At 46.9% G+C, this 24,863-nt stretch carries 29 protein-coding genes; 19 read left to right on the top strand and 10 right to left on the bottom strand.

All coding sequences use genetic code 11. The features are described 5' to 3' along the window. The first annotated feature begins 1 nt into the window (after window position 1). Genes thpR through ACFO4U_RS06275 form a run of 4 tightly spaced genes read left to right on the top strand, consistent with a single transcriptional unit; the run spans window position 2 to window position 4,415 of the window. Window positions 2–577, top strand: a complete 576-nt coding sequence (gene thpR / locus ACFO4U_RS06290) for an RNA 2',3'-cyclic phosphodiesterase (RefSeq protein ID WP_159562557.1) — start codon at window positions 2–4, stop codon at window positions 575–577. Beyond that, window positions 547–1,386 carry an NERD domain-containing protein gene (locus tag ACFO4U_RS06285; protein WP_215243803.1) on the top strand — a complete coding sequence of 280 codons (840 nt, stop codon included), beginning with the start codon at window positions 547–549 and terminating at the stop codon, window positions 1,384–1,386. The genes thpR and ACFO4U_RS06285 overlap by 31 nt, the downstream gene beginning before the upstream one ends. Window positions 1,387–1,405: 19 nt before the next feature. Further along, complete coding sequence (pulA, locus tag ACFO4U_RS06280) at window positions 1,406–3,571, top strand: type I pullulanase (protein ID WP_215243804.1); 2,166 nt, start codon at window positions 1,406–1,408, stop codon at window positions 3,569–3,571. A gap of 49 nt (window positions 3,572–3,620) precedes the next feature. Then, window positions 3,621–4,415 carry a phosphotransferase family protein gene (locus tag ACFO4U_RS06275; protein WP_215244183.1) on the top strand — a complete coding sequence of 265 codons (795 nt, stop codon included), beginning with the start codon at window positions 3,621–3,623 and terminating at the stop codon, window positions 4,413–4,415. A gap of 35 nt (window positions 4,416–4,450) precedes the next feature. Here ACFO4U_RS06275 and ACFO4U_RS14720 read toward each other — a convergent pair whose 3' ends face one another. Next, window positions 4,451–4,561, bottom strand: coding sequence for a hypothetical protein (locus tag ACFO4U_RS14720; protein ID WP_012726769.1), 111 nt, complete (start codon window positions 4,559–4,561; stop codon window positions 4,451–4,453). Between the two features lie 138 nt (window positions 4,562–4,699). Here ACFO4U_RS14720 and trmB point away from each other — a divergent pair, with 138 nt between their 5' ends. Next, window positions 4,700–5,347: a tRNA (guanosine(46)-N7)-methyltransferase TrmB gene (gene trmB, locus ACFO4U_RS06270; RefSeq protein ID WP_215243805.1), complete on the top strand. Its 648-nt coding sequence runs from the start codon at window positions 4,700–4,702 to the stop codon at window positions 5,345–5,347. A 105-nt stretch (window positions 5,348–5,452) separates the two neighbouring features. Further along, window positions 5,453–5,962 (top strand): hypothetical protein, encoded by a 510-nt coding sequence (locus tag ACFO4U_RS06265; RefSeq protein WP_230872823.1) that lies wholly within the window; start codon window positions 5,453–5,455, stop codon window positions 5,960–5,962. Between the two features lie 38 nt (window positions 5,963–6,000). On the opposite strand, the gene dhaM is transcribed toward ACFO4U_RS06265, so the two are convergent. From dhaM to ACFO4U_RS06245, 4 genes are all read right to left on the bottom strand, one after another. Next, window positions 6,001–6,351 (bottom strand): dihydroxyacetone kinase phosphoryl donor subunit DhaM, encoded by a 351-nt coding sequence (dhaM, locus tag ACFO4U_RS06260; RefSeq protein WP_256443656.1) that lies wholly within the window; start codon window positions 6,349–6,351, stop codon window positions 6,001–6,003. A 10-nt stretch (window positions 6,352–6,361) separates the two neighbouring features. Beyond that, entirely contained in the window at window positions 6,362–6,952 is a 591-nt protein-coding gene (gene dhaL / locus ACFO4U_RS06255; protein ID WP_214690716.1) for a dihydroxyacetone kinase subunit DhaL, read from the bottom strand. 19 nt (window positions 6,953–6,971) lie between these two features. Continuing rightward, window positions 6,972–7,949, bottom strand: a complete 978-nt coding sequence (gene dhaK / locus ACFO4U_RS06250) for a dihydroxyacetone kinase subunit DhaK (RefSeq protein ID WP_074036462.1) — start codon at window positions 7,947–7,949, stop codon at window positions 6,972–6,974. 102 nt (window positions 7,950–8,051) lie between these two features. Next, window positions 8,052–8,354 (bottom strand): PepSY domain-containing protein, encoded by a 303-nt coding sequence (locus tag ACFO4U_RS06245; protein ID WP_012726763.1) that lies wholly within the window; start codon window positions 8,352–8,354, stop codon window positions 8,052–8,054. A 138-nt stretch (window positions 8,355–8,492) separates the two neighbouring features. Here ACFO4U_RS06245 and ACFO4U_RS06240 point away from each other — a divergent pair, with 138 nt between their 5' ends. Then, window positions 8,493–9,566 carry a M42 family metallopeptidase gene (locus ACFO4U_RS06240; protein WP_214690717.1) on the top strand — a complete coding sequence of 358 codons (1,074 nt, stop codon included), beginning with the start codon at window positions 8,493–8,495 and terminating at the stop codon, window positions 9,564–9,566. Window positions 9,567–9,718: 152 nt separating this feature from the next. Continuing rightward, on the top strand, window positions 9,719–10,735 hold the full coding sequence (locus ACFO4U_RS06235; protein ID WP_215243806.1) for a PTS sugar transporter subunit IIC: 1,017 nt from the start codon (window positions 9,719–9,721) through the stop codon (window positions 10,733–10,735). 34 nt (window positions 10,736–10,769) lie between these two features. Here the strand turns inward: ACFO4U_RS06235 and ACFO4U_RS06230 are convergent, their stop codons facing one another. Next, the gene (locus tag ACFO4U_RS06230) at window positions 10,770–11,102 is read right to left on the bottom strand and encodes a hypothetical protein (protein ID WP_012726760.1); all 333 of its coding nucleotides are present in this window, start codon (window positions 11,100–11,102) and stop codon (window positions 10,770–10,772) included. Window positions 11,103–11,217: 115 nt separating this feature from the next. Between ACFO4U_RS06230 and ACFO4U_RS06225 the strand changes: the two genes are divergently transcribed. The 6 genes from ACFO4U_RS06225 (at window position 11,218) to ACFO4U_RS06200 (ending at window position 15,704) form a co-directional block, all read left to right on the top strand. Next, complete coding sequence (locus ACFO4U_RS06225) at window positions 11,218–11,529, top strand: thioredoxin family protein (RefSeq protein ID WP_159562553.1); 312 nt, start codon at window positions 11,218–11,220, stop codon at window positions 11,527–11,529. A gap of 6 nt (window positions 11,530–11,535) precedes the next feature. Continuing rightward, window positions 11,536–12,330, top strand: a complete 795-nt coding sequence (locus ACFO4U_RS06220; RefSeq protein WP_215243807.1) for a DUF1444 domain-containing protein — start codon at window positions 11,536–11,538, stop codon at window positions 12,328–12,330. Window positions 12,331–12,384: 54 nt separating this feature from the next. Next, entirely contained in the window at window positions 12,385–12,999 is a 615-nt protein-coding gene (gene ytpR, locus ACFO4U_RS06215; protein WP_159562551.1) for a YtpR family tRNA-binding protein, read from the top strand. 54 nt (window positions 13,000–13,053) lie between these two features. After that, on the top strand, window positions 13,054–13,761 hold the full coding sequence (locus ACFO4U_RS06210) for a hypothetical protein (RefSeq protein WP_214690720.1): 708 nt from the start codon (window positions 13,054–13,056) through the stop codon (window positions 13,759–13,761). Between the two features lie 85 nt (window positions 13,762–13,846). Next, a complete protein-coding gene (murC, locus tag ACFO4U_RS06205; protein WP_159562549.1) occupies window positions 13,847–15,154 on the top strand; it encodes a UDP-N-acetylmuramate--L-alanine ligase in 1,308 nt (435 codons plus the stop codon). Between the two features lie 97 nt (window positions 15,155–15,251). Continuing rightward, window positions 15,252–15,704, top strand: coding sequence for a Dps family protein (locus tag ACFO4U_RS06200; RefSeq protein ID WP_012726754.1), 453 nt, complete (start codon window positions 15,252–15,254; stop codon window positions 15,702–15,704). Between the two features lie 44 nt (window positions 15,705–15,748). On the opposite strand, the gene ACFO4U_RS06195 is transcribed toward ACFO4U_RS06200, so the two are convergent. Next, a complete protein-coding gene (locus ACFO4U_RS06195) occupies window positions 15,749–16,861 on the bottom strand; it encodes an aminopeptidase (RefSeq protein ID WP_159562548.1) in 1,113 nt (370 codons plus the stop codon). Between the two features lie 169 nt (window positions 16,862–17,030). Between ACFO4U_RS06195 and ACFO4U_RS06190 the strand changes: the two genes are divergently transcribed. From ACFO4U_RS06190 to ccpA, 4 genes are all read left to right on the top strand, one after another. Then, entirely contained in the window at window positions 17,031–17,543 is a 513-nt protein-coding gene (locus ACFO4U_RS06190; RefSeq protein ID WP_074036477.1) for a DUF948 domain-containing protein, read from the top strand. 25 nt (window positions 17,544–17,568) lie between these two features. Then, window positions 17,569–18,117 carry a YtxH domain-containing protein gene (locus ACFO4U_RS06185; RefSeq protein ID WP_159562547.1) on the top strand — a complete coding sequence of 183 codons (549 nt, stop codon included), beginning with the start codon at window positions 17,569–17,571 and terminating at the stop codon, window positions 18,115–18,117. A gap of 132 nt (window positions 18,118–18,249) precedes the next feature. Beyond that, on the top strand, window positions 18,250–19,341 hold the full coding sequence (locus ACFO4U_RS06180; RefSeq protein WP_074036479.1) for a bifunctional 3-deoxy-7-phosphoheptulonate synthase/chorismate mutase: 1,092 nt from the start codon (window positions 18,250–18,252) through the stop codon (window positions 19,339–19,341). A gap of 127 nt (window positions 19,342–19,468) precedes the next feature. Continuing rightward, window positions 19,469–20,482: a catabolite control protein A gene (ccpA, locus tag ACFO4U_RS06175; RefSeq protein ID WP_074036481.1), complete on the top strand. Its 1,014-nt coding sequence runs from the start codon at window positions 19,469–19,471 to the stop codon at window positions 20,480–20,482. Window positions 20,483–20,531: 49 nt separating this feature from the next. Here the strand turns inward: ccpA and ACFO4U_RS06170 are convergent, their stop codons facing one another. Genes ACFO4U_RS06170 through ACFO4U_RS06160 form a run of 3 tightly spaced genes read right to left on the bottom strand, consistent with a single transcriptional unit; the run spans window position 20,532 to window position 22,971 of the window. Next, window positions 20,532–21,701: an acetoin utilization protein AcuC gene (locus tag ACFO4U_RS06170; protein ID WP_074036482.1), complete on the bottom strand. Its 1,170-nt coding sequence runs from the start codon at window positions 21,699–21,701 to the stop codon at window positions 20,532–20,534. Next, window positions 21,698–22,330 carry an acetoin utilization AcuB family protein gene (locus ACFO4U_RS06165; RefSeq protein ID WP_012726747.1) on the bottom strand — a complete coding sequence of 211 codons (633 nt, stop codon included), beginning with the start codon at window positions 22,328–22,330 and terminating at the stop codon, window positions 21,698–21,700. Before ACFO4U_RS06165 ends, ACFO4U_RS06170 begins: the two co-directional genes overlap by 4 nt. An 11-nt stretch (window positions 22,331–22,341) precedes the next feature. Next, window positions 22,342–22,971: a GNAT family N-acetyltransferase gene (locus ACFO4U_RS06160; protein WP_078147204.1), complete on the bottom strand. Its 630-nt coding sequence runs from the start codon at window positions 22,969–22,971 to the stop codon at window positions 22,342–22,344. Between the two features lie 155 nt (window positions 22,972–23,126). On the opposite strand from ACFO4U_RS06160, the gene acsA reads away from it, so the two are divergent. Then, window positions 23,127–24,833, top strand: a complete 1,707-nt coding sequence (acsA, locus tag ACFO4U_RS06155; protein WP_074036486.1) for an acetate--CoA ligase — start codon at window positions 23,127–23,129, stop codon at window positions 24,831–24,833. Window positions 24,834–24,863: the final 30 nt, after the last annotated feature.

Raw genomic sequence — 24,863 nt, 5'->3', positions numbered from 1 at the left:
GATGAGTACGCATTACTTTATTGCGATTCCCATTGAAGCGACTGAATTGGTTGACGTACAGCAAACCATCTTACCTTATTATTCGTATCGAAGAATCTATCGACCGGAAGAGTTCCATATGACAGTGCAATTTTTAGGAAGCGTGGATGGGGATGAATTAGACGAAGTAAAAGAAATCACGCGTAGAATTTGTGAGAAAACATTACCATTCACGTTGGAGTTTCGAGCCATCGACCATTTTGGGCGACCGGATCGGCCCCGCGTTTTGACCATCGTTCCGGATGATTCTGAACCCCTTCAACGGTTGGCGCATACCCTCCGCCATGAACTAGTTGATGTGATTCCAAGATTGGACCGGAAGTCGTTTGTCCCTCACGTGACGCTCGCTAAAAAATGGGGCGAAGGGGAGCGTGTCCCGTACGTCCCCCCTGAATTTCACGCGACGGAATCAGTAGAAGAATTAATTTTATATGAAGTACAGCCGACTCATACACCTGCTTACCGAGCAGTAGACGTATTTCCGCTAAGACGGCCAGAGGAGGATATATGGCAATCCCGGTTAAAATTTTTGACGTAATCTCAAAATATGAACGTGATGTATTAGATCAATATAATCGTTATTTGGAATATGTGGAATCCGATACGGCACGTCTACAGCGCCTTCATGAAAACAATCGCTTAAACCCGGTCGAAGTGCTCGAAATTGACCGACCGTGGTGGAAGTTTTGGGCGAAGACGGAACGAATCGAATTGGAGCCGAAGCCGCTCTCTGAATCACAATATCAAAAGTTGTTACGAGAGCGCCGGCATATCCAAAAGCTTCAATTCGCTTGCGAAGGGGTGCTTGAGACAGATTTACCGCATCTGGCGTTTATTCGTGACTTCGCTTATCGTGTGATGCGCACCGATTGGAACGAACGACACTTTTTCTTGTATCGACCGGTCATCGAATGGAATGGTGCGATGGTTGAATTGAGTCATGTCATCGTCGGACCGACGCACCTTTATATCGTAGAATGGCTTGAAGGCGATCGAAGCATCTATCACATATCGAAAGAGAAGACATGGATTCATCAACCGCTGAAAGGGGAAAATACCCGTGTAGTGAACCCGCTGATTGCATTGACACGGACAGAGGAACTGATTCGTCAAGTTCTACCGCATTATGCGGGCGTGCTACAAAAAGTCGTCATTGCGACAAATGGATATTTTGATAACGTTCCAAGTGTTCGATCGACCCAATATATCGGTCGTAATGAATATACGGAATGGATGAAACAAGTGAACGGTCGTGCACCGATTGTAAAAGCACAGCAGATTCGTGACGTTGCTACCATATTAGAAGTGACTGCCAAGTTGCCGTTTCGTCAATTCATGGATCAGTGATTGAGAGGAAGGGACGCATATGCATCACACACCAGATCAAAAGACCGCCTCACATGTGACCATCGAGAGCGCGTCTTTCGTATCATTTGAGACCATACAACTTGAGATTGTGCGCGAATATGAATCCGTTCCAGTACAAATCGAACAGAATGGACGCCCGGTCGACTATCTCGTCGAGCAACAGTTTGTGACGGAATCCGGGAAGATCGAACAAATCCTTCGTTTAAACGAACCAATCTCTTTAGAAACGTTGTACACCGTCTGCCATCCGGGTCATAAGACGACGGTTGTCGTACCACGAGAAATCGTCCGATCAGAGGAATTTGAACGTCGTTTCTCATATGATGGTCCACTCGGCGTATCGTTTACGCCGCACGGAATGGAAGTGACGGTATGGTCTCCGGTTGCTTTATCCATGTGGATTACAGTGCATGATGATACGAATCACAGAGAAATTGAGCGATTTCACATGAACCGCGGCGCACGCGGGGAATGGAGTGGTGAAATACCACAAGCGTTCCAAGGTATGTTTTATCGCTTAGAAGTGAAAACACCGGTCGATACGAGGCAAGTCGTCGATCCTTATGCGCGAGCCGTCAGTTTGAACGGTGAGTATGGCGTACTACAAGATGTCTCACGATTTGTCAATAAACAGGTCGAACGAGCCGCGCGCCCCCCTTTATGGAAGGCAACGGATGCCGTCATCTATGAACTTCACATTCGGGATTTTACAAGCCATCCCTCATCGATGAGTCAATTAAAAGGACTATACGGTGGGGTATCTGAAAAAGGAGTTCGGACGAAAGAAGGCAATAGTGCCGGACTCGACTATTTAAAAGAACTTGGCGTGACCCATGTCCAGTTGCTTCCTGTCCATGATTTTGGAAGTGTCGATGAGACAACGCGTATGCCGTACAACTGGGGCTATGACCCGATTCATTGGTTCGGACTTGAAGGAAGTTATGCCTCAAGACCGGATGTGCCGATGAGTCGTGTGTTCGAATATGCGACACTCGTCTCTGACTTGCATCAAGCTGGTCTTCGAGTCGTTACAGACGTCGTGATGAATCATATTTATATTCGAGAACAATCCCCACTCGAAGCACTCGTACCATACTATTATTTTCGATACGAGCACGACGGGACGATAGCGAACGGAACCGGTGTCGGGAATGACACGGCGTCAGAACGCTATATGATGCGACGTATGATTGTCGACTTCGTGACGTATTTCGCAACAACCTATCAAGTGGATGGGTTCCGCTTCGATTTAATGGGGATTCATGATGTCGAAACGATGAATCAAGTACGGGCCGCGCTCGATAAGATTGATCCCTCAATTCTCGTCTATGGAGAAGGGTGGGACTTGGCGACACCGCTTGGACAGTCATTGAAGGCGACGTCACAAAATGCTGCACGCATGCCTCGCATCGGACATTTCAACGATATGATTCGAGATGCGTTGAAGGGGTCGACGTTTAATGACAGGGAACGTGGATTCATCTCCGGGAATGAGTGGCGAGAGTGGGAACTTCGAGAATGTCTTACTGGAGCCGTCCACATTCCGAACGTAACGGTCGGTCGTTTCCCGAGTCCGACTTATTCCATCAATTATGCCGAAGCTCACGACAACTATACGATCTATGACAAGTTAATGTTGTCTTGTGAAGGAGTCGATGAAACGACTCGTCTTGCCATGCAACGTCTTGCTAATGCGGTCGTCATCACATCCCAAGGCATCCCGTTCATCCATGCCGGTCAAGAGTTTGGGCGGACGAAACAGGGTGTCGAAAATAGCTATAATTCACCCGATCACATCAATCATTTTGATTGGGATCTTCGTGACACACGAATCAAAGACATCGAGTATGTGAAGACGCTCTTGAAGTTACGGCGACTCCATACATGTTTCCGGTATGATTCCAGACAAGAAGTCATTGACCATTTCACGTTTCTCCCATCGCCTCCTGGCGTCATTATCTATGAATTGACGGCCAGTCATTCTTATGATGCGTGGCAACGGGTACGCGTCTATGTGAACGGTACGTTCGACTCGCTTTCATTCGAGAGCGATGCGAAATGGAACGTATACGTTCAAGGAGAAACGGCGAGTCTCGTTCCGCTCGCACGAAACCCAACACACATTCAAGTCGAGTCGTTGTCAATGACGATTCTCGCGTGTTAAGATGTTGATTGTATCTCTTTAATTCAAGTAAGATTTGAGCGTGATGAATATGTATTCAGATATAGTCGGTGCGCTCGGGAAAGAGTGGACAGTCGCTTCAGCCGGAGGCATTACGGGCGAAGCGTATGTAGCGACGACGCGCCAACAGAAGATTTTTGTCAAACGAAATTCTTCTCCGTTTTTGGCGATCTTGTCAGCGGAAGGAATCGTACCAAAGCTTCTTTGGACAAAGCGAATGTTTAATGGGGACGTGTTAAGCGCCCAACAATTTATCGAAGGCCGCGAACTTTCACCAGAAGATATGAAACGACCTGATGTCGCGGCGCAACTCGGAAAGATTCATAACTCGAAAGAGCTATTATTCATGTTGCAACAGCTGAACCACACACCGGTGACGCCGCACTTGTTGCTCCGTCAGTGTGAGGCATATGAACAAGATGAAACAGACCCAATCATCGGAGAAGCCATTCAATGGCTAAAACACCATTTGCCAAAAGTCGACGAGCAAGAATTCGTCGTCTGTCATTCTGATTTAAACCATAATAATTGGATTGAGGATGAGAGCGGCCTACTCTATTTGACGGATTGGGATGATGCGATCATTGCAGACCGCGCGTTCGATTTGGCGATGGTTGTATATAGCTATATGGATGAAGTGGAGTGGGAGCGCTGGTTCTCTCATTACGGGTTACGTGTCTCGAGTGAGCTCCATAATCGAATGCATTGGTATGCAATCGCCCAGACGATTTTGACAATCTATGGGGAAGAGAATGACTCTGCGCGAACTGAAGGATTTCATGTATTACGTGAGCTGATGGACGAGGCGTACGAACGAATCAATTAAAAGGGATGGCTGTTCGCCACCCCTTTTTGAATGTGTTAAATGTCATCTGGATTCATAAAGTAAGCCCAAACGAACGTTGCGATGACACCAGCAAAAAACGTCAGTGGAGCTGCATAAAAAATAAGGAACTGATCTAAAGTACTCATTGTATTTAACCTCCTTGTGAAGGATGATTCACGTTCATTAAACTATGATTTCGTGTATAATCGCAAGAGGACTGCTCGTCCGTAACGTGCATATTCCCATTAAACTTGAACATTTGATGAACGAAAGGTAGGATTTTCATGCGTTTACGACATAAGCCTTGGGCAAAAGAATATATGGAAGCTCAAGAACATGTATTTATTCACCATCCTGAACAGTTGAAAGGTAACTGGAGCACTGAATTCGGGAATGACCACCCGCTCTTTATCGAGGTCGGTTCAGGAAAAGGACAATTTATTTTAGGGATGGCGAAACAACACCCGGATGTGAACTTCATTGCGATCGAGTTGTTTGAGAGCGTAGCCGTTTCCATCGTACAAAAATTAGTCGAAACCCCGATGCCGAACGTGAGAGTATTGACGGTCGATGCGAAACGACTCGTCGACTACTTTGAAGCGGGGGAAGTCGATCGCGTATACTTAAACTTCTCCGATCCGTGGCCAAAGACACGACATGCAAAACGACGTCTAACGTATAAGACGTTTTTGGCGACATATGAGGCGATTCTTCCGAAAGCAGGAGAGATTCATTTCAAGACGGACAACCGTGGATTGTTTGAATATTCGCTTCAGAGTATGAGTCAATACGGGATGTTCTTCACAGAAATTTCACTAGATTTACATGTCAATGAACCAGAAGATAATATTCGAACAGAGTATGAAGAGCGCTTTAGTGCGCTCGGTCAGCCGATTTACCGAATGGAAGCCGTCTTCCGTCCGAAAAATTGACACGCTTTTTTCTTATTTTAATAGTATTTTCTTCACACTTTTTTCTTTCTTCTTGGTACAATAGGAATGACGCTAAACTGGAATAAGAGAAGGGGGAACATGGGGATGTTGAAAAAAGCATGGGCAAGCCTGCTTGCAGTAATCTTCATTCTAACAATCGCACCAATGAATACCTCAGCGAACGAAGCGTTCTTAGACGCTCTCGAAGAGGATTTGAAAGCAACGCATTACGACTATAAAGAAGGAACAGCTGAAATCATCAAAGAAGAGACGCTTCGCCATTCAAACGGCAACGAAGTCATCGCGGCTGTCGTAGAGCTCGATACGATTCGTGATGGGATCTTCATCACACGTAAAACCGAGTACCATTACTTTGATGCGACAGACAACAAGATTCTTACATCAGCGGATCTCGTAGAAGTAGAAGGAGCCTCAGAGTTTGCGGACGCGAACATCGACATGCTTGGTCAACAGATCGTCTATTGGTTACCGGTATTGGTCTTGCTTCTATTGATTGCGATTCCAGCACTCATTTTGTTCTTGGTTGTACCACGTTTCTATTCAACAAGTTCATATATGAATGCCGTATATGAAAAGAATGACAACCCAAGATAAGAAATGAAAGTACCCCGTTCAAGAGAACGGGGTACTTTTTACTGTTGTTTTAACTGTCCGACGATATCAGTTAGTGACATCCCATTTCCTGAAGAAACGGAGGCGATGAAGGCACTCTCGACAATTGGACCATCGAAAAATTCGACATGTTTGTCACCTTCGTACATATCGATGGCGAGTTCCGCATTCATTGTCGCCGATCCGATATCACTGAGGAGAAGTGCTTCTCCTTCGACCTGATCGAGCGCTGATAAGATGCGATTCACGTCCGTTCCGATAGCGCCATCCTCAAGGCCACCAGCTAGATGAATGGGCACGGACGGTGCCATTTCCTTCATCAAATCTTGGATGCCTTCCGCAATTTTTTCGCTGTGCGAGACGATGATCAATTCAACGATGTCAATCGACCTCCTTCATAATCGCGGCCAAAAGGATTGAGCTAGAAAGGGCACCCGGATCAACGGTTCCGCGAGAGTTTTCTCCGAAATAAGAGGCTCTTCCTTTCGTGGCCACCATATCTTCTGTTTTTTGGACAAGTGCGTCTAATTTCTGTTTATAATCTTCCCCTTGTTGGACTTGCTCGAGGAACGGGTCCCACACGTCGACCATCGTTTTTTGGCCGACTTCCGATTTCCCTCGTGCTTTGATAGAATTCGAACCTTCCTGAAGTGCCTCCTTGAGTAAGCCAAAGTCCGCTTCGGTCGCATCCCCGAACTTGTTTGCCATCTTCACGAAAGCTGAACCGTATAAAGGGCCGGCCGCACCGCCGACTTTCGACATGAGGGTCATCCCGACCTTTTTACTAAGTGCTCCAAGAGAATCATAATCCTCATCTAAAATTGTAGCGACCGCATCAAAACCACGAGACATGTTGATCCCATGGTCACCGTCGCCGATGGCCCGGTCTAAATCGGTCAACGTATCCTTTTGCTCTTCGATGCCAACTTGTGCGTCGCGTAACGCCTGCTTCATCCGATCAATCGTCAACATAAACCAAACACCTCATTTATTAAATTTTGAATCCGAGTGCTGCTGAAGGAGCGTCGAGATACGTCGTCATCTCATCATCGAGAGGGAGTAACGTGATGGAGAACCCATGCATCTCGAGTGAAGTCATGTAGTTACCGACATACTTTCGTTTGAGGGTATATCCAGCAGCTTCAAGTTTTTCTGCAACGAAATGATACGTCACATACAGCTCAGATAGTGGCGTTCCACCCATTCCATTCACCATGACGGCAACTTCTCCTGGCTCGACTTCTTTTTTCAGGTGACTGAGGAGGTCGTCGACGATTTGGTCGACATCACTCGTCGGTTTCCGTTCAACACCTCGTTCCCCGTGAATCCCGATGCCAATCTCCATCTCTTCCTCGTTCAAGTCGAACCCAGGTTTACCGCTCACCGGCATATAACAAGGTTCGACTGCCATCCCCATGGAGCGAACGTGAGACGCTACTTTCTCGGCGATGGATTTGACTTCTTCGAGTGACTTCCCGCTAGCAGCGGCAGCTCCCGCGATTTTATGGACGAAGACGGTTCCGGCAACCCCTCTGCGATCTTCTTTGTTCGAAATGGCGACGTCATCTGCGACGACGACGTGGTCGACTTTGATGCCGTCTCCTTCGGCCAGTTCTGCGGCGAGCTCAAAGTTCATCACGTCGCCGGAATAGTTTTTCACAATCAAGAGAACGCCGTTTCCACCGTCAGCTGCTTTGATTCCTTCAAGCACCATGTCCGGAGTAGGAGAAGTGAACACTTCCCCACAAACTGCCGCATCGAGCATACCGTCCCCGACATATCCGGCGTGTGCTGGCTCGTGACCACTACCGCCTCCAGAGACGAGACCGACTTTTCCAGACTTCGCTCCGTCAGCCCGACAGATGACATTCACACCGTCGACTCGACCATACACTTCAGGATGGGCATGGACCATCCCTTCAACCATTTGCGATACGAGTTCACTTGCTTCACCGATTAGCTTCTTCACGCGAGATCACTCCTTTTTTAAATTGAAAACTACCAATTTCAATTTTCCACTCTTTCAAGGGAACTAAACAAAAAAACCGACGAATCATTCGTCGGTTTCGTATCATGCATATTCGAGTAATGCGCCAGTCTCAGAGTCGACTGTAAACTCATATGTTTTCTCTTCATCGTTCTCAAGAACCGAGATGCCACCTTTGTAGACGTCGTATTCACGGCCGTCGTATGTGTAGATCTCCGGTGATGCAGAAATCCATGCCCCTTGGACATGACCTTTTGCTGAGAAAGCACGTTTTGTGTACTCTAACGCGTTTTCTGCAGATAAGCTACGTTCATCTAAAGCTTTTTTCGTCATAAGTGCGGCAATGACGGCAACCCCGATTCCAATAAACCAATACCTTTTTTTCATATGACTACCTCCCCTTGAACTATGGCTATCATGTACATCGTACCAAAACCTGTACCCGAATGGAATGAAAAGCATTCGCATCCTGTCAAAACTTTTGTATATAATGAGACAAGAACGGTTAGGAAAGGATGATGAAAGATGGATCAGAAGACGAGAGATTTATTTAAGACGCTAACAGAACTTCCAGGAGCTCCTGGGTTCGAGTCTGAAGTTCGTCAATTTGTACGTGGACGAATTGAACCCCATTCAGATGAGATTGTCACGGATGGCATCGGATCAATTTTTGGGAAACGTGTCGGAGATGAGTCGGGACCGAAAGTCATGGTAGCCGGACATATGGATGAGGTCGCTTTTATGGTGACACGGATTACCGAGAACGGCATGCTTTACATACAACCACTCGGTGGCTGGTGGAGCCAAGTGCTCATGGCACAACGCTTCGACATCATCACGTCGAACGGTAAAATCCCGGGTGTCGTCGCTTCGACACCGCCTCATTTGTTAGGACCAGATGCGATGGGTAAGCCGATGGACATCAAGCAGATGTTTATCGACATCGGAGCAGATTCTAAAGAAGAAGCAGAGTCATGGGGTGTACGTCCAGGGGTCCCTGCTGTCCCATCGAGCGCATTCACCCCACTTCATCACCCGAAAAAGATTATGGCCAAAGCTTGGGACAACCGTTATGGCGTCGGTCTTGCGATTGAATTGTTGGAGGAAACGACAAAAGCCGATCACCCGAACATCTTGTTCTCGGGTGCTACCGTACAAGAAGAAGTCGGACTACGTGGAGCGCAGACGGCATCTGAATTGATTCAGCCAGATGTGGCACTCGTACTCGATGCTTCACCGGCAAATGATGCCTCAGGGAGTAAAACGGAGTTCGGTCAGCTCGGTGAGGGAGCTTTGATTCGAATTCTAGATCGCGTCATGATCATGTCTCCTGAAATGCGTGATTTCTTACTCGATACGGCTTCAGACGAAAACATTAAAACACAATATTTCGTCTCACCAGGCGGTACCGATGCGGGGCGCGTGCACATGAGCGGAGAAGGGGTGCCGACAGCCGTCATTGGCGTCGCATCTCGTTATATCCATACACATGCTTCAATTCTTCATACAGATGACTATGATGCAGCAAAAGCGTTACTCAAAGCGTTAGTCAAGCGACTTGATCGTTCGACACTTGAAACGCTACGTCCATCTCGTTAAGTCAAACATTCCGTTCACTCGAAAGATGAGTGAACGGTTTTTTTTTGTGGATGTTCTTGCTATTTCATGAAAACGTCTTATACTGATAAAGGTGTTTATACATGTATATTACTTATGACAAGACACTTGTATAAGGGTAAGGAGGATATGTTATGTTCAAGAAAAAAGGAATCTCATTGAGCCCGTCGCTTTATTTTGTGACGGCGCTAAGTTATATGGCACTAGGTTTGTTTAGTACATTAATCATCGGTCTGATCATGAAAACAATCGGAGGTCAGCTCGAAGGGACGACGTTCACAGGGATGAGTGCCACATTGATTCAAATCGGGGATGTTGCCATGAGCTTGACCGGACCGGCAATCGGGATTGCCATCGCCTATGCGCTAGAGGCGCCACCGCTCATTTTGTTTTCTGCGCTCGTTGTCGGGGCATTTGGATATGAGTTCGGCCCGGCAGGAAGCTACGCTGCGACAATTCTTTCGGTCGAAGTCTCAAAACTCGTCTCTAAATCGACGAAGCTAGATATTCTAGTGACGCCGTTCACTACGATTGCCGTAGGCTATCTCACAGCAACGTATATCGGCAAGTATGTCGGCCTGTTCATGACGCAACTCGGTGGTTGGATTGAATGGGGGACGGAGCAACAGCCGTTGTTCATGGGAGTGGTCGTCGCGACATTGATGGGACTTGCGTTAACGGCACCGATTTCAAGTGCTGCCATCGCATTGATGCTCGGTTTGAATGGGATTGCCGCTGGTGCAGCGACTGTCGGTTGTGCGGCTCAGATGATCGGGTTTGCCATCACGAGTTATCGTGATAACGGAGTCGGTGGGGCGATTGCTCAAGGGATTGGCACCTCGATGCTTCAAGTCGGGAACATTGTGAAAAACCCTTGGATTCTCCTTCCGCCGACAATGGCCGGTGCTGTATTGGCACCAATCGCGATTCTGTTGTTTGAACTGGAAAGTGTCGCTGCGGGGGCGGGCATGGGAACAAGTGGGCTTGTCGGTCCAATCGTCATGCTCGAAACAATGGGCTTTACTTGGTACACCTTTCTCGTCGTCATTGGTTTCCTCATAATCGGACCAGCTCTATTGAGCTACGCGGTATACGCAGTCTTGCGAAGAACCGGTCGGATTCAACCGAATGATTTAAAAATTGATTACTAAAGAAGAGCAACGTTTCGAGGAACGTTGCTCTTTTTCATCCAATTCCGAACCACATTTTCACGGACTCAACCGTCTCACGAGGGACGCGGAAACTGATTAAGAATAACATGAGCACAATCACGTAAATGGGGATCAAGAAACGCTTTCGAACGATGGGTAAGTGACGTGCCAATTTCTTGAGATATTTTTCGAGCACATAAATGACGGCGAAACCGACAACGAGCCAAATCAAGATCTCTAGTCTCGTTTTATCAGTGTCAATAAACAAGTAGCCGTATCGCAAAATGGCAAGCATTCCAAATACACCGACCATCTGTTCAAGAGGGTGCTTCATTTCAGGGTTTAACGTTTCGCGTGTTAATTTCATTCAGCTTCACCTGTTTCAACTAGTTTCGGCTTTGATTATAACAAACAGCAGAGCAGAATGTGTGACTTGACTTATGCTATTATAAGTGAGGAAAAAACGAACAGGAGTGATAATCATGAAACGACTATCCACAATGGCAGAATATATGGAAGCAAAAGAAGCGAAAAGTGTCCTTATGTTTTCAGCGACATGGTGTGGGGATTGCCGATTCCTTGACCCATTCATGCCAGAAATCGAAAAGAAATTTGAAGCATGGACGTTCTATTACGTCGATCGTGACGAGTTCATGGAACTTGCGCAAGAACTTGATGTTTTTGGCATCCCAAGCTTTGTTGCGTTTGAAAATGGCAAAGAGGTTGATCGCTACGTCGGTCGTGAACGGAAGACGCCGGAACAGGTTGAAGCTTTCTTGAACGGATTAGGGTGAGTCTTCATGGAACGGAATGAGCTAAGACGTTATCTAGAATCGCATTTTAATGAGGAATACCGTACTTCTTACGACCGTGAGAATGAGGTGCTGCGCGTCGAACGAAAATCTGACCGTTTTGGGGTCAATATTCGCCTTGCGCCGATTGTAGCAAAGGCTAAGACACGCGGTACGGTTGCCGTCGATGAAGTCATCGAGTATATCGAATCAGCGATGAAGGCGGATGATCACATCTCCCTCACGGGAAATGAAGATGCCATCTATCCGGTCATTCGTTCGAACTCTTTCTCGAAGACGACAAAAAATGGAGAAACACTTGCATTCACCCCGCACACGGCCGAGACCGCTATTTTTTATGCGCTGGACCGCGGGAACGGGTATCGATTGATTGAAGAACGGCACCTTTCGGATGAGATGACGCTCGACCGCATCGAACGAATCGCCCGTGAGAATGTGAAAAAACTACCGACCGAGATGAAGCAAGACGAAGTGGCTGGGAATCCCTTCTACTTCTTATCAACTCGCGATGGCTACGAGGCGTCTCGTGTGTTAAATGATGAGTTTCTCCGGATGATGGAACGACGGATTGAAGGGGATATGCTCGTCGGTGTCCCACATCAGGATGTGATGATCGTTGCGGACATTCGAAATGACCAAGGATATGATGCGATGCAGCAATTGATGTTTGATTTCTTCACAAATGGTCGGATTCCTATAACTGCACTCGCCTTTCACTATGAGGCGGGGGAACTTGAACCGATTTTTATTGTCGGAAAAAAGACCCCGCCATCGAACACATAATCTGATAAAATAAGTGAGATGAGTTTGAAAGAAGGGACGTAGGAACGTATGCAAATGAATGTGTTTTACAACCGAGAAGGAATCGGTGATGTACTCATGGTGTTGTTGAAAGAAGGAGAAAGACATCATCAATCTGTCGAGCGGACGGGAGATGTGGCAATCGTCAAGTCAGCAGACGGGGAAGTGAACGGGTACAACCTGTTTCAAGCGAGTCAACATGTTGATGTGACAGGATGGAATGGTCCGGTTGAGTTGACAGTAGGATTAGTGGAACAGTTGCAAAGCATCTTGAATGACAACGGGATTGAAGAGGACTTTTCGTGGGTTGACGTGACACCGAAGTTTGTCGTAGGTTATGTCGAAAGCGCAGTGAAGCACCCGGACGCTGACAAATTGTCGATCTGCCAAGTTCAAATCGACCAAGGGACTGTTCAGATTGTATGTGGCGCACCTAATGTAGCAACCGGACAAAAAGTCGTTGTCGCAAAACCGGGTGCGGTGATGCCGACTGGTTTGATTATCCGTCCATCTGCACTCCGCGGTGAGAGTTCACACGGGATGATTTGTTCTGCCCGTGAATTAAACCTTCCGAACGCCCCGCAAGAAAAAGGAATTTTAGTATTAGATGACGAATATGAAGTAGGTACAGCATTTAAAATCGGTCGCTAAATTCGACCGATTTTTTGTTAAATATGGATTGAGTGAAAAAGCGAGGAATCAAGTATGGATGCATATGAACGTTCACTGAAGCAACAAGCAGAGCGAATCAAACGAGAACTGTCGAAAGAAGGACAAAAAGGTTCCCCACCACCAAAGGTTGAGGCAGCCGAGGAATTCATTCCGTCAGACGTCCCGTCACCGATTTATGGATATGCTCGCCCCAAACCAAAGATTGTCCTACCGGTCGAACACTCTCCTGAAACGAGAGATGCGTATGATTCAGCGATGGAATCTACTCATTCTGCGACGGAAGAGCTGAACCAAGAGTCATCTACTGAAACCGTCTCTGAACCTGAATGGAGTGAAGAGTCCAACGAGCTGATTTCCGGGGAAATTGAAATTGAAGACAAATCGATTCTTGGTGAAGTTTCGATTCTTGATAATGGCTTTTCATCTGTTTTTATGCAATCAACAGATTTATCTCGTTCAAAAAAGGAGACAGTCGTGGAGGCTCAACAAGATGCCACTCCTCAAACCGACCTAGATATTGATGGATTGGCGGAACAAATTGGTCCGTCGATCGAGCAGATTGCAGAAACATTACAAACACCATCTGAACAGCAAGGAATGCCTTCTGACACAGATTTGACACCAGCGGTTCAAGTCTCATTTAAAGCGGATCAACCGCCTGTGAATGTGATGATGACGCCAAAAGATCGGATGGCGATGTACCGTAGCCGACGACTTGCACAAAAAAACAATAATCTGTAATAGCACGATTCTGTGAGTTTTGCTATAATGACAAAGGTTTGTCGCATTTTGACGAGCCGCAATGAATTAGGGGGGCTATTTACAGATGAACCGTTATCACTTCGTCGGAATTAAAGGAACGGGCATGAGTCCTTTAGCTCAAATTTTATTTGATATGAACAATGAGGTCCGTGGATCGGACGTTGAAAAAGCATTTTTTACAGAAGAAGCATTGAACCGTAAAGGGATTGAAATTTTGCCATTCGATCCTGAAAATATTTCGGAAGACCAAATCGTTGTACAAGGAAACGCGTTCAGTGACGATCATCCAGAAATCGTGCGTGCACGTGAACTCGGATTGACGATTTATAAGTATTACGAGTTTTTAGGTGAACTCGCGAACCATTACACGAGCGTCGCCATCACTGGGTCGCACGGGAAAACGTCAACGACGGGATTACTTGCACACGTCATGCGTGGAATCGAACCGACATCGTTCTTAATCGGCGATGGAACGGGAGAGGGAGTGGCGGATTCGAAGAACTTTGTCTTCGAAGCTTGTGAGTACAAACGACATTTCTTATACTACCGTCCAGACTACGCGATTATGACGAACATCGACTTTGACCATTCGGACTATTTCTCTGGTCTTGATGATGTCATTGACGCATTCCAAGAAATGGCGAAACAAGTGAAGAAAGGAATCATTGCTTGTGGCGATGATGAAAATCTTCAACACATCCAAGCAAACGTGCCGCTCGTCTATTACGGTTTCGGGACGCACAATGATTTCCGTGCTGAACAGGTCACATCGACAGAAAATGGAACGACATTTGATGTCTTTTTACGTGATGACTTCTACGGGACATTCCGGATTCCTGGATATGGAGACCACAGCGTGTTGAATGCGCTTGCCGTCATTGCGACATGTGACTACGAGAACTTGCCGAAAGAATTGGTAAAAGAACGTCTTGAAACGTTCAACGGTGTAAAACGCCGATTCAGTGAATCGATGTTAAACGATCAAGTGCTTGTCGATGACTATGCGCATCATCCGCGTGAGATTAGTGCAACGGTAGAAGCAGCTCGGAAAAAGTATGGCAATCGAGAAGTCGTTGCAATCTTCCAACCACATACGTATACACGCTTGAAATCATTCATGGACGACTTTGCGACGGCATTGGCCGAAGCAGACACTGTCTATTTATGTGATATTTTCGGTTCAGCACGTGAGCAAGAAGGGACGGTCACCATCGAAGACCTTCAATCACGAATCGAAGGAGCACATATCTTAAAACGTGGTGGTACAAGCGTGTTACGCAACCATGCCGATGCCGTGCTCTTATTCATGGGTGCCGGTGATATTCAAACGTATCAGCGCGAATATGAAGAAGTTGTAAAACTTGAAGCGTAAGTGTGAAAGGGAGACGAAAGTCTCTCTTTTTTATGTTTAGCCATCCAAAATCTCGGTAATAGTAGTATCGATGAATATGACAAAGGAGATGTTAGGAATGGCTAGTCAAGTTGCACTCAACACCTTAAACAAAGAAGTAGCGAACTATGGATTGCTGTTTGTAAAACTTCATAATTATCACTGGTATATTAGTGGACCGCATTTCTTCACGTATCATGAAAAACTAGAAGAACTCTATAATTTAGTGGCAGAACTCTACGATGATGTGGCAGAACGACTCCTTATGAATGACGGCGAACCATTTGCGACGATGAAAGAGTATCTCGAACATTCAACGTTAAAAGAAGGCGATCGTCATGCCGAGACAGATCAGATGATCAAAGATATCATCAGTGACTTCAAACAAATCCGTCAAGAGATGCAAGATGCGATGGAGAAATTTGAGGACGGCGATGAGGCGATTGAAGATACATTCGTTTCTCATATCGAGCGACTTGAAAAAGAAATTTGGATGATGTCTGCCGCCCTCGGGAAGAAAACAAAATTATAAATATAAAGAATGGTGCACCTGAAAAAGGCGCACCATTCTTTGTGTTATTTCAAGTTTTCTGGATTGAGCGGAAGCAACGCATCGATGACGAAACGTCCATCTTTTCGGATGAGCAAATCGTCGAACCAGATTTCGCCGCCACCGTAATCCGGGCGCTGGATGTTGACGAGATCCCAGTGGACAGATGAGTTGTTGCCGTTATAAGCCTCATCATACGCTTGACCAGGTGTGAAATGGAAGCTTCCATCAATTTTCTCATCGAAGAGAATATCCTTCATTGGATGTTGGATGTATGGGTTCACACCGATGGCGAACTCACCGACATAACGCGCACCTTCATCCGTGTTGAACACCTCATTGATCCGTTCTGTATCGTTAGCTGTCGCATCTACAATCTTCCCGTCTTTAAACGTCAACTTCACATTCTCGAACGTGAAGCCTTGATATGGAGATGGCGTATTGTATGTGATGACACCATTGACCGAGTCTTTGACCGGTGCTGTGAACACTTCACCGTCCGGAATGTTCATCTGACCAGAACACTTGATGGCTGGGATATCTAAAATCGAGAATGAAAGATCGGTACCTGGTCCTTTCAATGTCACGCGATCTGTCTTATTCATTAACTCGACTAGCGCATCCATCGCACGGTCCATTTTTCCGTAATCGAGTGTACAGACATTGAAATAGAAGTCTTCGAACGCTTCTGTCGATTTTCCAGCGAGTTGCGCCATCGATGGGGATGGATAGCGGAGAACGACCCATTTCGTTCCTTTAACACGGTCTTCGGTATGCATTTTCCCAAGTGTGGCACCGACAAGTTTTTGCTGTTCGCTTGGAACGTCTGACAACTCGTTAATGTTATCACCAGCACGTAAGCCGATGTAGGCATCCATTGCTTGCATCTGTTTACGTTCGATGTCGGCCATCAGTTCGAGTTGTTCACGGCTTGCGCCTGTATACAACTTACGTAAGATACGGCTCTCTTTTAAGAGAACGAAAGGATGTCCCCCTGCTTCGTATGCCTTTTCGACGAGTGCTTCAACGAGCGACTCTTCGACGCCGAAGTTCTCAATTAATACCTTTTCCCCCGGTTGTAGCTTGACGGAATAATTGATTAAACCGTCAGCTAATTGTGTAATTCTTGGATCTCTCACACGATCACCCCTAATTTTTTTTATGAATTTCTATTTTAGTGTAATCGAAAACACAAAAACGGGTAAAGGAATAATCAGACCGAATGGCGAAAACGGTTGTAGCAAATCTTTTCAGTCATAATGGTGCTATAATGAAACAAGAAACGATTGAATAGGAGGAATGGATTGAATGGAGATCACATTAGGAGGCATCGCTGGGCTAATTGCGGCGCTCGCGTTTGTCGTACTCGTCATCTTCTTGGCGCGTGTCTTGTCGAATGTAAATCGTACACTCGGAAGCGTCGCCAATACGACCGAAAATTTAGAACGCCAGCTCGATGGAATCACGATGGAAGTGACGGCGCTCTTACATAAGACGAACCGTCTCGTAGACAACGTCGAAGAAAAAACAGAATTGCTCGCACCTGTCGCTCATGCGCTTGATGAGCTAGGGACATCATTGAACGAGGTAACCGAGTCTGTTCGTACCGTCTCGACTTCTGTCCATTCGGCAGCGGACGAAAACAAAGAACAGATTGCGCAAGCCGTCCGATGGGGATCGGTTGCGGTCGAATTGTTCAAGAAGAACAAACCTGAATCTTCTACTACAAAAGAACGTCCACGTCGTCGCACACGACGCGAGAAGAAAGCAGAAACACCTGTATCACCTGATTTGATTCAAACGGATGATACGATCAAATAAGTTAATCTCGGGGAGGAACTCACATATGACAGACCAAAAGCAATCAACAGAACAGAATCAATCAAGTAGCGGATTTTTGACGGGTGTCATTCTCGGAGGGATTGTTGGAGCGGCAGTCGCGTTATTGACGTCTCCGAAAAACGGACGTGAAGTCCGGACGTACCTTGATGAGAAGACGTCAACATCGCGAGAGCGCCTGACTGTCAAATCGAAAGAGATGCGTGAGAAAGCAGAACCGGTCGTCGGGGAATGGATTAAAGTGGCGAGCGATAAGGCGGCACCTGTCCTCAATATCGTAAAAGATAAGGCACGCGAAGCTGCAGAATTGAAGCAACAAATCGATGAAGATGAGCTTTCGATTGAAGAGGCGATGGAAAAAGCAGATCAACTCGTTGCGGAAGCAGAATCGGAAGTGAAGGAACAGATGGACCGCGCGGCTGAAGAAGAAAAGCCATCGAACGCATCGGATTCAGAGTCTGACGATTCGCTCGAAGCACCTGTCAATGAGTTGCTCGACGAGGAATCGAAAGAAGAACTAGAAGATTTAAAGAAAGACTTAAAAAAAAATGAGTAATTCGTAAGGACCGAATGGATTCGGTCCTTTTTTGGTGATTTTGTGACGTAGAAGGTTTCCTTATGACAAAGCGCACAAAGTTCGATATAATTAGGAATCTGGAAAGAACGGCTTAGGAATGAGAGGGAAACTATGAGTCCACAAGATCAATTGAATCGATTACGTCGAGAAATGGATGAATTGAACCATGAAATGCTCGACTTGCTTAGTCGGCGCGGTACACTTGCCGTCGAAATTGGAAAAATTAAACGTCTTCAAGGTGTCGAACGTTATGATCCGGTCCGAGAGCGAGAGATGCTTGATTTTATTGCCGCATCAAACCAAGGGCCGTTTGAAACGTCACGTCTTCAACATATCTTTAAAGAAGTCTTTAAAGCGTCTGCTGAATTACAAGGAGAAGATCGAGATAAAACGCTTCTCGTTTCGCGTAAACGTCAACCGGAAGACACGTTGGTCCATATGAAAGATGTGACGATCGGAAACGGCCGTCCACAATTGATTGCAGGACCATGTGCCGTAGAGTCTTTCGAACAAGTGAATGCGGTCGCAGAAAAGCTTGCATTGTCTGGTGTTAAAATCATGCGAGGCGGTGCTTATAAACCGCGTACGTCACCTTACGATTTTCAAGGCTTAGGTTTTGAGGGATTGAAACTGTTAAAGACGGCAGCTGACCGACATGACCTACGAGTCATCACAGAAATCATGACTCCTGGCGCAGTGGAATCGGCGTTACCGTATGTTGACATCATTCAAGTCGGAGCTCGCAACATGCAGAACTTCGATTTGTTAAAAGAAGTTGGGAAGACAGACAAACCGGTCTTGTTGAAGCGCGGATTATCCGCTACAATCGAAGAGTTCATTTATGCGGCAGAGTACATTATGGCGAGCGGGAACAGCCAAGTCATCTTGTGCGAGCGGGGAATTCGAACGTATGAACGTGCGACACGCAATACGTTGGACATTACCGCTGTGCCGATTTTGAAGCAAGAGACGCATCTGCCTGTTATGGTAGACGTCACGCATTCGACCGGTCGTCGTGATTTATTGTTGCCAGCTGCAAAAGCGGCCCTTGCAATCGGAGCTGACGGTGTGATGGTAGAAGTGCACCCGAATCCGGCGATCGCCCTCTCGGACGCGCAACAACAATTAGACTTCGATCAATTCGATCAATTTGTGGAAGGACTCACGGTCCAGTTTCCCCAACTTGATTTGGTGAAAAAGTAAGCTTTCCAAATGGAAACGTTTTATATCGCATGAAGACAGGGTAAATGGATGACAGATACCTGTCTTCCTTTTTTAAGACGTTTTATGAAAACTTTTTGAAAATCAGGACTTGTAGGAGGAGTAGTTTATGAATAGTAACAACGTAACAATCTATGATGTGGCACGAGAAGCCGGGGTGTCGATGGCGACCGTCTCTCGTGTCGTCAACGGAAACCCGAACGTCAAACCGACAACACGCAAGAAAGTACAGGATGCGATTGACCGTCTTGGTTATCGTCCGAACGCCGTCGCACGTGGACTAGCAAGCAAGAAAACGACAACGGTCGGTGTCATCGTACCGGATATCTCGAACATCTTCTTTGCCGACTTGGCGCGAGGTATCGAAGACGTGGCGACGATGTATAAATACAACATCATCCTTGGTAACTCAGATTCGAGTCGTGACAAGGAAGTCCATTTACTCAATACGCTATTAGGTAAACAAGTGGACGGTATCATCTTCATGGGTGGACGTTTGCATGAAGATCTCGTGGAAGAGTTCAAAAAATCACCAGTTCCAATTGTTCTCGCAGCGACATTGAACCAAGGATATGATCTCCCGGCTGTCAATATCGATTATGAGCAAGCGGCGTATGACGCGACTCAGATGTTGATCAACCACGGACATGACCGTGTTGGATTCATCACTGGACCACTCGAGCAACAAATCAATGGCGAGAAGAAATTTGCCGGTTACCGCCGTGCTCTTGAAGATGCAGGTCTTCCTTTCCATGAGAACGATATGATTCTCGGAAATTATACGTATGCGTCTGGTCTCGAGGCGATGCAAAAAATGTTGCAACGTGACGATTGTCCGAAAGCCATCTTCGCAGGGACGGATGAAATGGCACTTGGGGTCATCCATGCGATTCAAGATGCAGGTTACTCTGTTCCAAACGATTTCGAAGTCGTCGGTCACGATAACACGCGCCTCGCGACGATGATTCGTCCGAAGTTGACGACGGTCGTTCAACCGATGTACGATATCGGAGCCGTCGCGATGCGTCTCTTGACTAAGATTTTGAACGCGGAAGAAATCGAAGAGAAAAACGTCGTGCTTCCTCACCGAATCGAACGCCGTGACTCGCTTCGTCAGGACTAAAAGAAAAGCTGCCCGTTCATCCATTTTTGAGATGAACGGGCAGCTTTATTTATAAATAAATCGATTTTCGATCATTCGAGATGAACGGCCAAAAGGCACGCTTCGTGACTTCCCAATTCTTTTCTTCAATTTGTTGACGCCGCGGGATATGATCAAACGCGTAAAGAGAGTCGTCCCACCGAGTGGGTAACGGTTGACCAGCGACATCGGACCATTGCTCAATCCACTCGGTCGGGATATCTCCGGCATAGGGTGTCTCTCTCGTCAGACCGGCCCACACTTGTGCCCAGGCGCGAGGAACGGCTCGATACCAGTCATAGCCGCCGCCACCAAGTGCGACGAGACGACCATCGGTATACTCGTCTGCCATACGTGAAGCGATTTGGGGAATCTGTTCGAACGTCCGTATCGTTGATGCGAGATGGGTGAGTGGATCAAAGACATGGGCATCCGCACCATTCTGAGTCAGGATGATATCAGGTTTGAACCATTCGCACGCTTCACGTAATACGGTCTCATAGCACGTCAAAAATGAGTCATCTTGGGTGAACGCATCGACTGGTACGTTCCAACTATAGCCGTATCCTTTCCCATTCCCTCGCTCTGTCACCATTCCGGTACCCGGGAAGAGATAGCGACCTGTCTCGTGTATGGATAAAGTCATCACATCATCATCGTCATAGAAGAGCCATTGGACCCCGTCCCCATGATGCGCATCCGTATCTACATAGAGAACGCGCGACCCGTATTGTTTTCTCACATGTGCGATGGCGACGGCCGCATCGTTATAGACGCAAAATCCTGATGCTTTGCGCCGCATTCCATGATGTAGACCGCCCCCAACATGGAAGGCTCGCTCTGCTTTGCCGCTCGCAACTAGATCGAGCGCATGAATCGTCCCACCGACAAGCCGTGCGGCTCCCTCGTGTATCGTCGGAAAGATGGGAGTGTCTTCCGTACCGAGACCAAACTTATTCGCTTTCAGCGTAGAAAGTTCTCCTGCCGCCGCAGCTTGGACGGCTTCGATGTAGTCAAAGTCATGAACGAGCGCTAACGCTTCAACCGAAGCGAGTGGAGGAGACACACATTCCGATTTGGAGAGTTTTCCGGCTGCAATCAGAAGGGATGTCGTCAATTCCAGTCGTAACGGATTGAACGGGTGATCCTCATGAAAGCGATAAGACGTCTCGTCTTCGCCAAATATGTAAATCGGTCTCATCGTGACATCTCCGGACCGAGGACATCATACCCTTCACGTTTCAACCGTTCGATGATTCGGAGCGGGTTCATCGTCTGGACGCGGAAAGAGATGATACGTTTATACGGATCGCTCGTCGGATGAACGAAGACGTTGATGATATTGACGTTTGTTTTGGCGAGGAGTCGGGTCACTTTTTCGAGTGTGCCGGTCGTATTTTCGACGAGAATTTCAATTTGCGAACTCGGTTCGAGTGCGCCTGTCAATTGCACGAAGTAACGTAATAAATCGGTCTCTGTCAATACACCGACGAGTTTCCCTTGTTCGACGATAGGGAGACAGGTTAGCCGGTTTTCGTAAAATAACGCAGCTGCATCTTCAAAGAAATCGAATGGATGCGCTGTCGGTACCTCGGATCGCATGATGCTCGATACAGGGTTTTGAAAGTCTGCGTTTTCACTTTCGGGATGAAAGACGCTCGTCGCACCACTCATCTCGAATTGGCCGACAATCCCGACGACTTGTCGAGCGGGATTTGTCACAATCAAATGTCGGACACGATGTTCACGCATTAATTTTGCGGCATGGGCAATCGTATTGGTCGGTTGAATCGTCACGACATGTCGATTCATCATCTGTTCGATTAACATGAAATCCCTCCTTAGTCGTACATAAATCGTCGGCGAAGACGAAGTGAGTCAAAATGGTCGATCGATTCTTGTCGTACGTTTTTTCCGATACGAGCCATCAAACAGTTGGCAGGATGGGAGGCAATCTCAGGATCGTCTGTCGGGAAGAAAACAAGTCCACCGTGATTCATCATCTTCTCCATGACTTTTCGATAATCCCAAATCGAGAGTCCACTACCTTTCAAATCCCAGTGCCAATAATATTCGGTCGTCAAAATCAAAAAGTCATCCATATGTGGGTCCATCATCGATACTTCGAGTAATTGTTTCCCGATTCGTTGACCACGGAAGCGAGGACTCACCTCGATTGCCCCGAGTTCAAGGATGTATGGGTCGTTTCCTTCACTCCAACGCTCATACGGGTCAGGATAGAGGAAAGTCACGTATCCAATCACGAGATCGTCTTGCCTGGCGACGATGATTCTTCCTTCTTTTAACCCAGCAATATCGACGAGTGCTTCGTGCTGATCTTCCGGTTCACGAAAAGCTGTCAATCCTTCATCAAGACGATACGTCCGTAACACGTCAGGCGCCACCGGACCATCAATCGTGACGTCACCTTGTGAGGTCTGCCACACTTTTGAATGATATTGTTTTTCCATAGGGTCACCACCTTTTCCATCTCTTATTATAGCGCTTTCATCAAGCTGGAATCATCCTGTTTTGATGAAATTGGAAATTCATTGATTTGTCATAATTTTAACACTATACTGAAAGTGGTTATACCAATCTTTACAGGGGAGGCGAATCTTTAGCGATGGAAAAATTGAAAGCGTTAACAGGGGAACATCAATTAGCGTCGTATGAAGAGGCTTGTCAGTCGTTTGAATGGACACAAGCAGAAGCATTGTTTTCATGGAATTTGACGGGGAAAGTCAATTTGGCATATGAAGCCATCGATCGCCATGCGGAAAGTGAATTGGCGACAAAAGTGGCACTGCTTTATTTCGATGGGGATCGAGAAGAGCGGTACACGTATGCGGATATGAAGAAAGAAAGTAATCGTTCTGGTAATGTTCTGAAGTCGATTGGTGTGGAGAAAGGCGACCGCGTCTTTATCTTTATGCCACGTCAGCCAGAACTTTATTTTATTTTGCTCGGTGCAATCAAACGAGGGGCCATCGTCGGTCCATTGTTTGAGGCGTTCATGGAACAGGCGGTTCACGACCGTTTGCTCGACTCGGAAGCGAAAGTGATTGTGACGACGAAAGAACTGTTGCCGCGCATTCCGGTCGATCAGTTGCCTCATTTAGAGACAATTCTACTCGTTGGGGACGATGTCGAAGAGTCGGAAAAGGTGCTCGATTATCGTAAACTGGCGAACGATGCGACGACAGATCTCGAATTGACGTGGGTCGACCGTGAAGACGGTCTGATTTTACACTATACATCGGGCTCAACAGGAAAACCAAAAGGGGTTCTCCACGTCCATAATGCGATGATTCAACATATGATGACCGGCAAATGGGTACTCGATCTTCAACCGGATGATATTTACTGGTGCACGGCTGACCCTGGATGGGTGACGGGGACGAGCTACGGTATTTTTGCGCCTTTCTTAAATGGTGCGACAAACGTCATCGTTGGTGGACGCTTCAATCCTGAATTTTGGTATTCGGTCATTGAACGGTTTGGCGTGACAGTTTGGTATAGTGCCCCGACGGCGTTCCGCATGCTCATGGGCGCTGGCGACGAAGCGTTTGAGAAGTATGATTTGTCTTCACTTCGTCATATTTTATCCGTCGGTGAGCCGCTAAATCCAGAAGTCATTCGTTGGGGACACGAAGCATTTGATCTTCGAATCCATGATACGTGGTGGATGACAGAAACCGGTGCGATGATGATTTGTAACTATCCGACGATGGACATCAAACCGGGCTCAATGGGGAAACCGATCCCAGGTTGCGAAGCGGCTATTTTGGATGACCGGGGTCAACCACTTCCACCACACCGAATGGGGAACTTGGCACTCAAGACGCCTTGGCCGTCGATGATGAGGAAGATTTGGAAGAACGATGCGAAGTATGAGAGTTACTTCTGGGGAGATTGGTATGTGTCAGGTGATTCTGCTTATATGGACGAAGACGGCTATTTCTGGTTCCAAGGTCGGGTCGACGACGTCATCATGACAGCAGGAGAACGGGTCGGACCGTTTGAAGTGGAAAGTCGACTCGTGGAACATCCGGCTGTGGCTGAAGCGGGTGTCATCGGAAAACCGGACCCGGTCCGAGGCGAAATCATCAAAGCGTTCATTGCGCTACGTAAAGGTTATGAACCGTCTGATGAGTTAAAACAAGAAATCCAGCAGTTCGTCAAAGAAGGATTGGCTGCGCATGCGGCACCACGTGAAATCGAATTCAAGGACAAGTTGCCGAAAACGCGAAGTGGGAAGATCATGCGTCGCGTCTTGAAGGCTTGGGAATTGAATCTTGAAACAGGTGACCTCTCGACAATGGAAGATTAAGATAAACAAAGGGTCGACACATCGTGTGTC

Origin of the sequence: Exiguobacterium profundum (genome assembly GCF_042652865.1) — a bacterium.
Lineage (GTDB): Bacteria > Bacillota > Bacilli > Exiguobacteriales > Exiguobacteriaceae > Exiguobacterium > Exiguobacterium profundum.
Note: the sequence above shows the minus strand (reverse complement) of the source record. Positions and strands in the feature narration are given on the sequence as shown.

Excerpts from the sequence above, each read along its gene's own strand:
- ACFO4U_RS06235 (WP_215243806.1), top strand. The coding sequence starts at position 9,719 with ATGTTCAAGAAAAAAGGAATCTCATTGAGCCCGTCGCTTTATTTTGTG.
- dhaL (WP_214690716.1), bottom strand. The coding sequence starts at position 6,952 with ATGTTGACGATTGATCGGATGAAGCAGGCGTTACGCGACGCACAAGTT.
- ACFO4U_RS06240 (WP_214690717.1), top strand. The coding sequence starts at position 8,493 with ATGGATCAGAAGACGAGAGATTTATTTAAGACGCTAACAGAACTTCCA.
- ACFO4U_RS06220 (WP_215243807.1), top strand. The coding sequence starts at position 11,536 with ATGGAACGGAATGAGCTAAGACGTTATCTAGAATCGCATTTTAATGAG.
- pulA (WP_215243804.1), top strand. The coding sequence starts at position 1,406 with ATGCATCACACACCAGATCAAAAGACCGCCTCACATGTGACCATCGAG.
- murC (WP_159562549.1), top strand. The coding sequence starts at position 13,847 with ATGAACCGTTATCACTTCGTCGGAATTAAAGGAACGGGCATGAGTCCT.
- ACFO4U_RS06190 (WP_074036477.1), top strand. The coding sequence starts at position 17,031 with ATGGAGATCACATTAGGAGGCATCGCTGGGCTAATTGCGGCGCTCGCG.
- thpR (WP_159562557.1), top strand. The coding sequence starts at position 2 with ATGAGTACGCATTACTTTATTGCGATTCCCATTGAAGCGACTGAATTG.
- ACFO4U_RS06245 (WP_012726763.1), bottom strand. The coding sequence starts at position 8,354 with ATGAAAAAAAGGTATTGGTTTATTGGAATCGGGGTTGCCGTCATTGCC.
- ACFO4U_RS06180 (WP_074036479.1), top strand. The coding sequence starts at position 18,250 with ATGAGTCCACAAGATCAATTGAATCGATTACGTCGAGAAATGGATGAA.
- trmB (WP_215243805.1), top strand. The coding sequence starts at position 4,700 with ATGCGTTTACGACATAAGCCTTGGGCAAAAGAATATATGGAAGCTCAA.
- ACFO4U_RS06160 (WP_078147204.1), bottom strand. The coding sequence starts at position 22,971 with ATGGAAAAACAATATCATTCAAAAGTGTGGCAGACCTCACAAGGTGAC.
- ACFO4U_RS06170 (WP_074036482.1), bottom strand. The coding sequence starts at position 21,701 with ATGAGACCGATTTACATATTTGGCGAAGACGAGACGTCTTATCGCTTT.
- ACFO4U_RS06165 (WP_012726747.1), bottom strand. The coding sequence starts at position 22,330 with ATGTTAATCGAACAGATGATGAATCGACATGTCGTGACGATTCAACCG.
- ACFO4U_RS06200 (WP_012726754.1), top strand. The coding sequence starts at position 15,252 with ATGGCTAGTCAAGTTGCACTCAACACCTTAAACAAAGAAGTAGCGAAC.
- ACFO4U_RS06185 (WP_159562547.1), top strand. The coding sequence starts at position 17,569 with ATGACAGACCAAAAGCAATCAACAGAACAGAATCAATCAAGTAGCGGA.
- ACFO4U_RS06210 (WP_214690720.1), top strand. The coding sequence starts at position 13,054 with ATGGATGCATATGAACGTTCACTGAAGCAACAAGCAGAGCGAATCAAA.
- ytpR (WP_159562551.1), top strand. The coding sequence starts at position 12,385 with ATGAATGTGTTTTACAACCGAGAAGGAATCGGTGATGTACTCATGGTG.
- ACFO4U_RS06230 (WP_012726760.1), bottom strand. The coding sequence starts at position 11,102 with ATGAAATTAACACGCGAAACGTTAAACCCTGAAATGAAGCACCCTCTT.
- ACFO4U_RS14720 (WP_012726769.1), bottom strand. The coding sequence starts at position 4,561 with ATGAGTACTTTAGATCAGTTCCTTATTTTTTATGCAGCTCCACTGACG.
- ACFO4U_RS06275 (WP_215244183.1), top strand. The coding sequence starts at position 3,621 with ATGTATTCAGATATAGTCGGTGCGCTCGGGAAAGAGTGGACAGTCGCT.
- ccpA (WP_074036481.1), top strand. The coding sequence starts at position 19,469 with ATGAATAGTAACAACGTAACAATCTATGATGTGGCACGAGAAGCCGGG.
- ACFO4U_RS06265 (WP_230872823.1), top strand. The coding sequence starts at position 5,453 with ATGTTGAAAAAAGCATGGGCAAGCCTGCTTGCAGTAATCTTCATTCTA.
- ACFO4U_RS06285 (WP_215243803.1), top strand. The coding sequence starts at position 547 with ATGGCAATCCCGGTTAAAATTTTTGACGTAATCTCAAAATATGAACGT.
- acsA (WP_074036486.1), top strand. The coding sequence starts at position 23,127 with ATGGAAAAATTGAAAGCGTTAACAGGGGAACATCAATTAGCGTCGTAT.
- ACFO4U_RS06225 (WP_159562553.1), top strand. The coding sequence starts at position 11,218 with ATGAAACGACTATCCACAATGGCAGAATATATGGAAGCAAAAGAAGCG.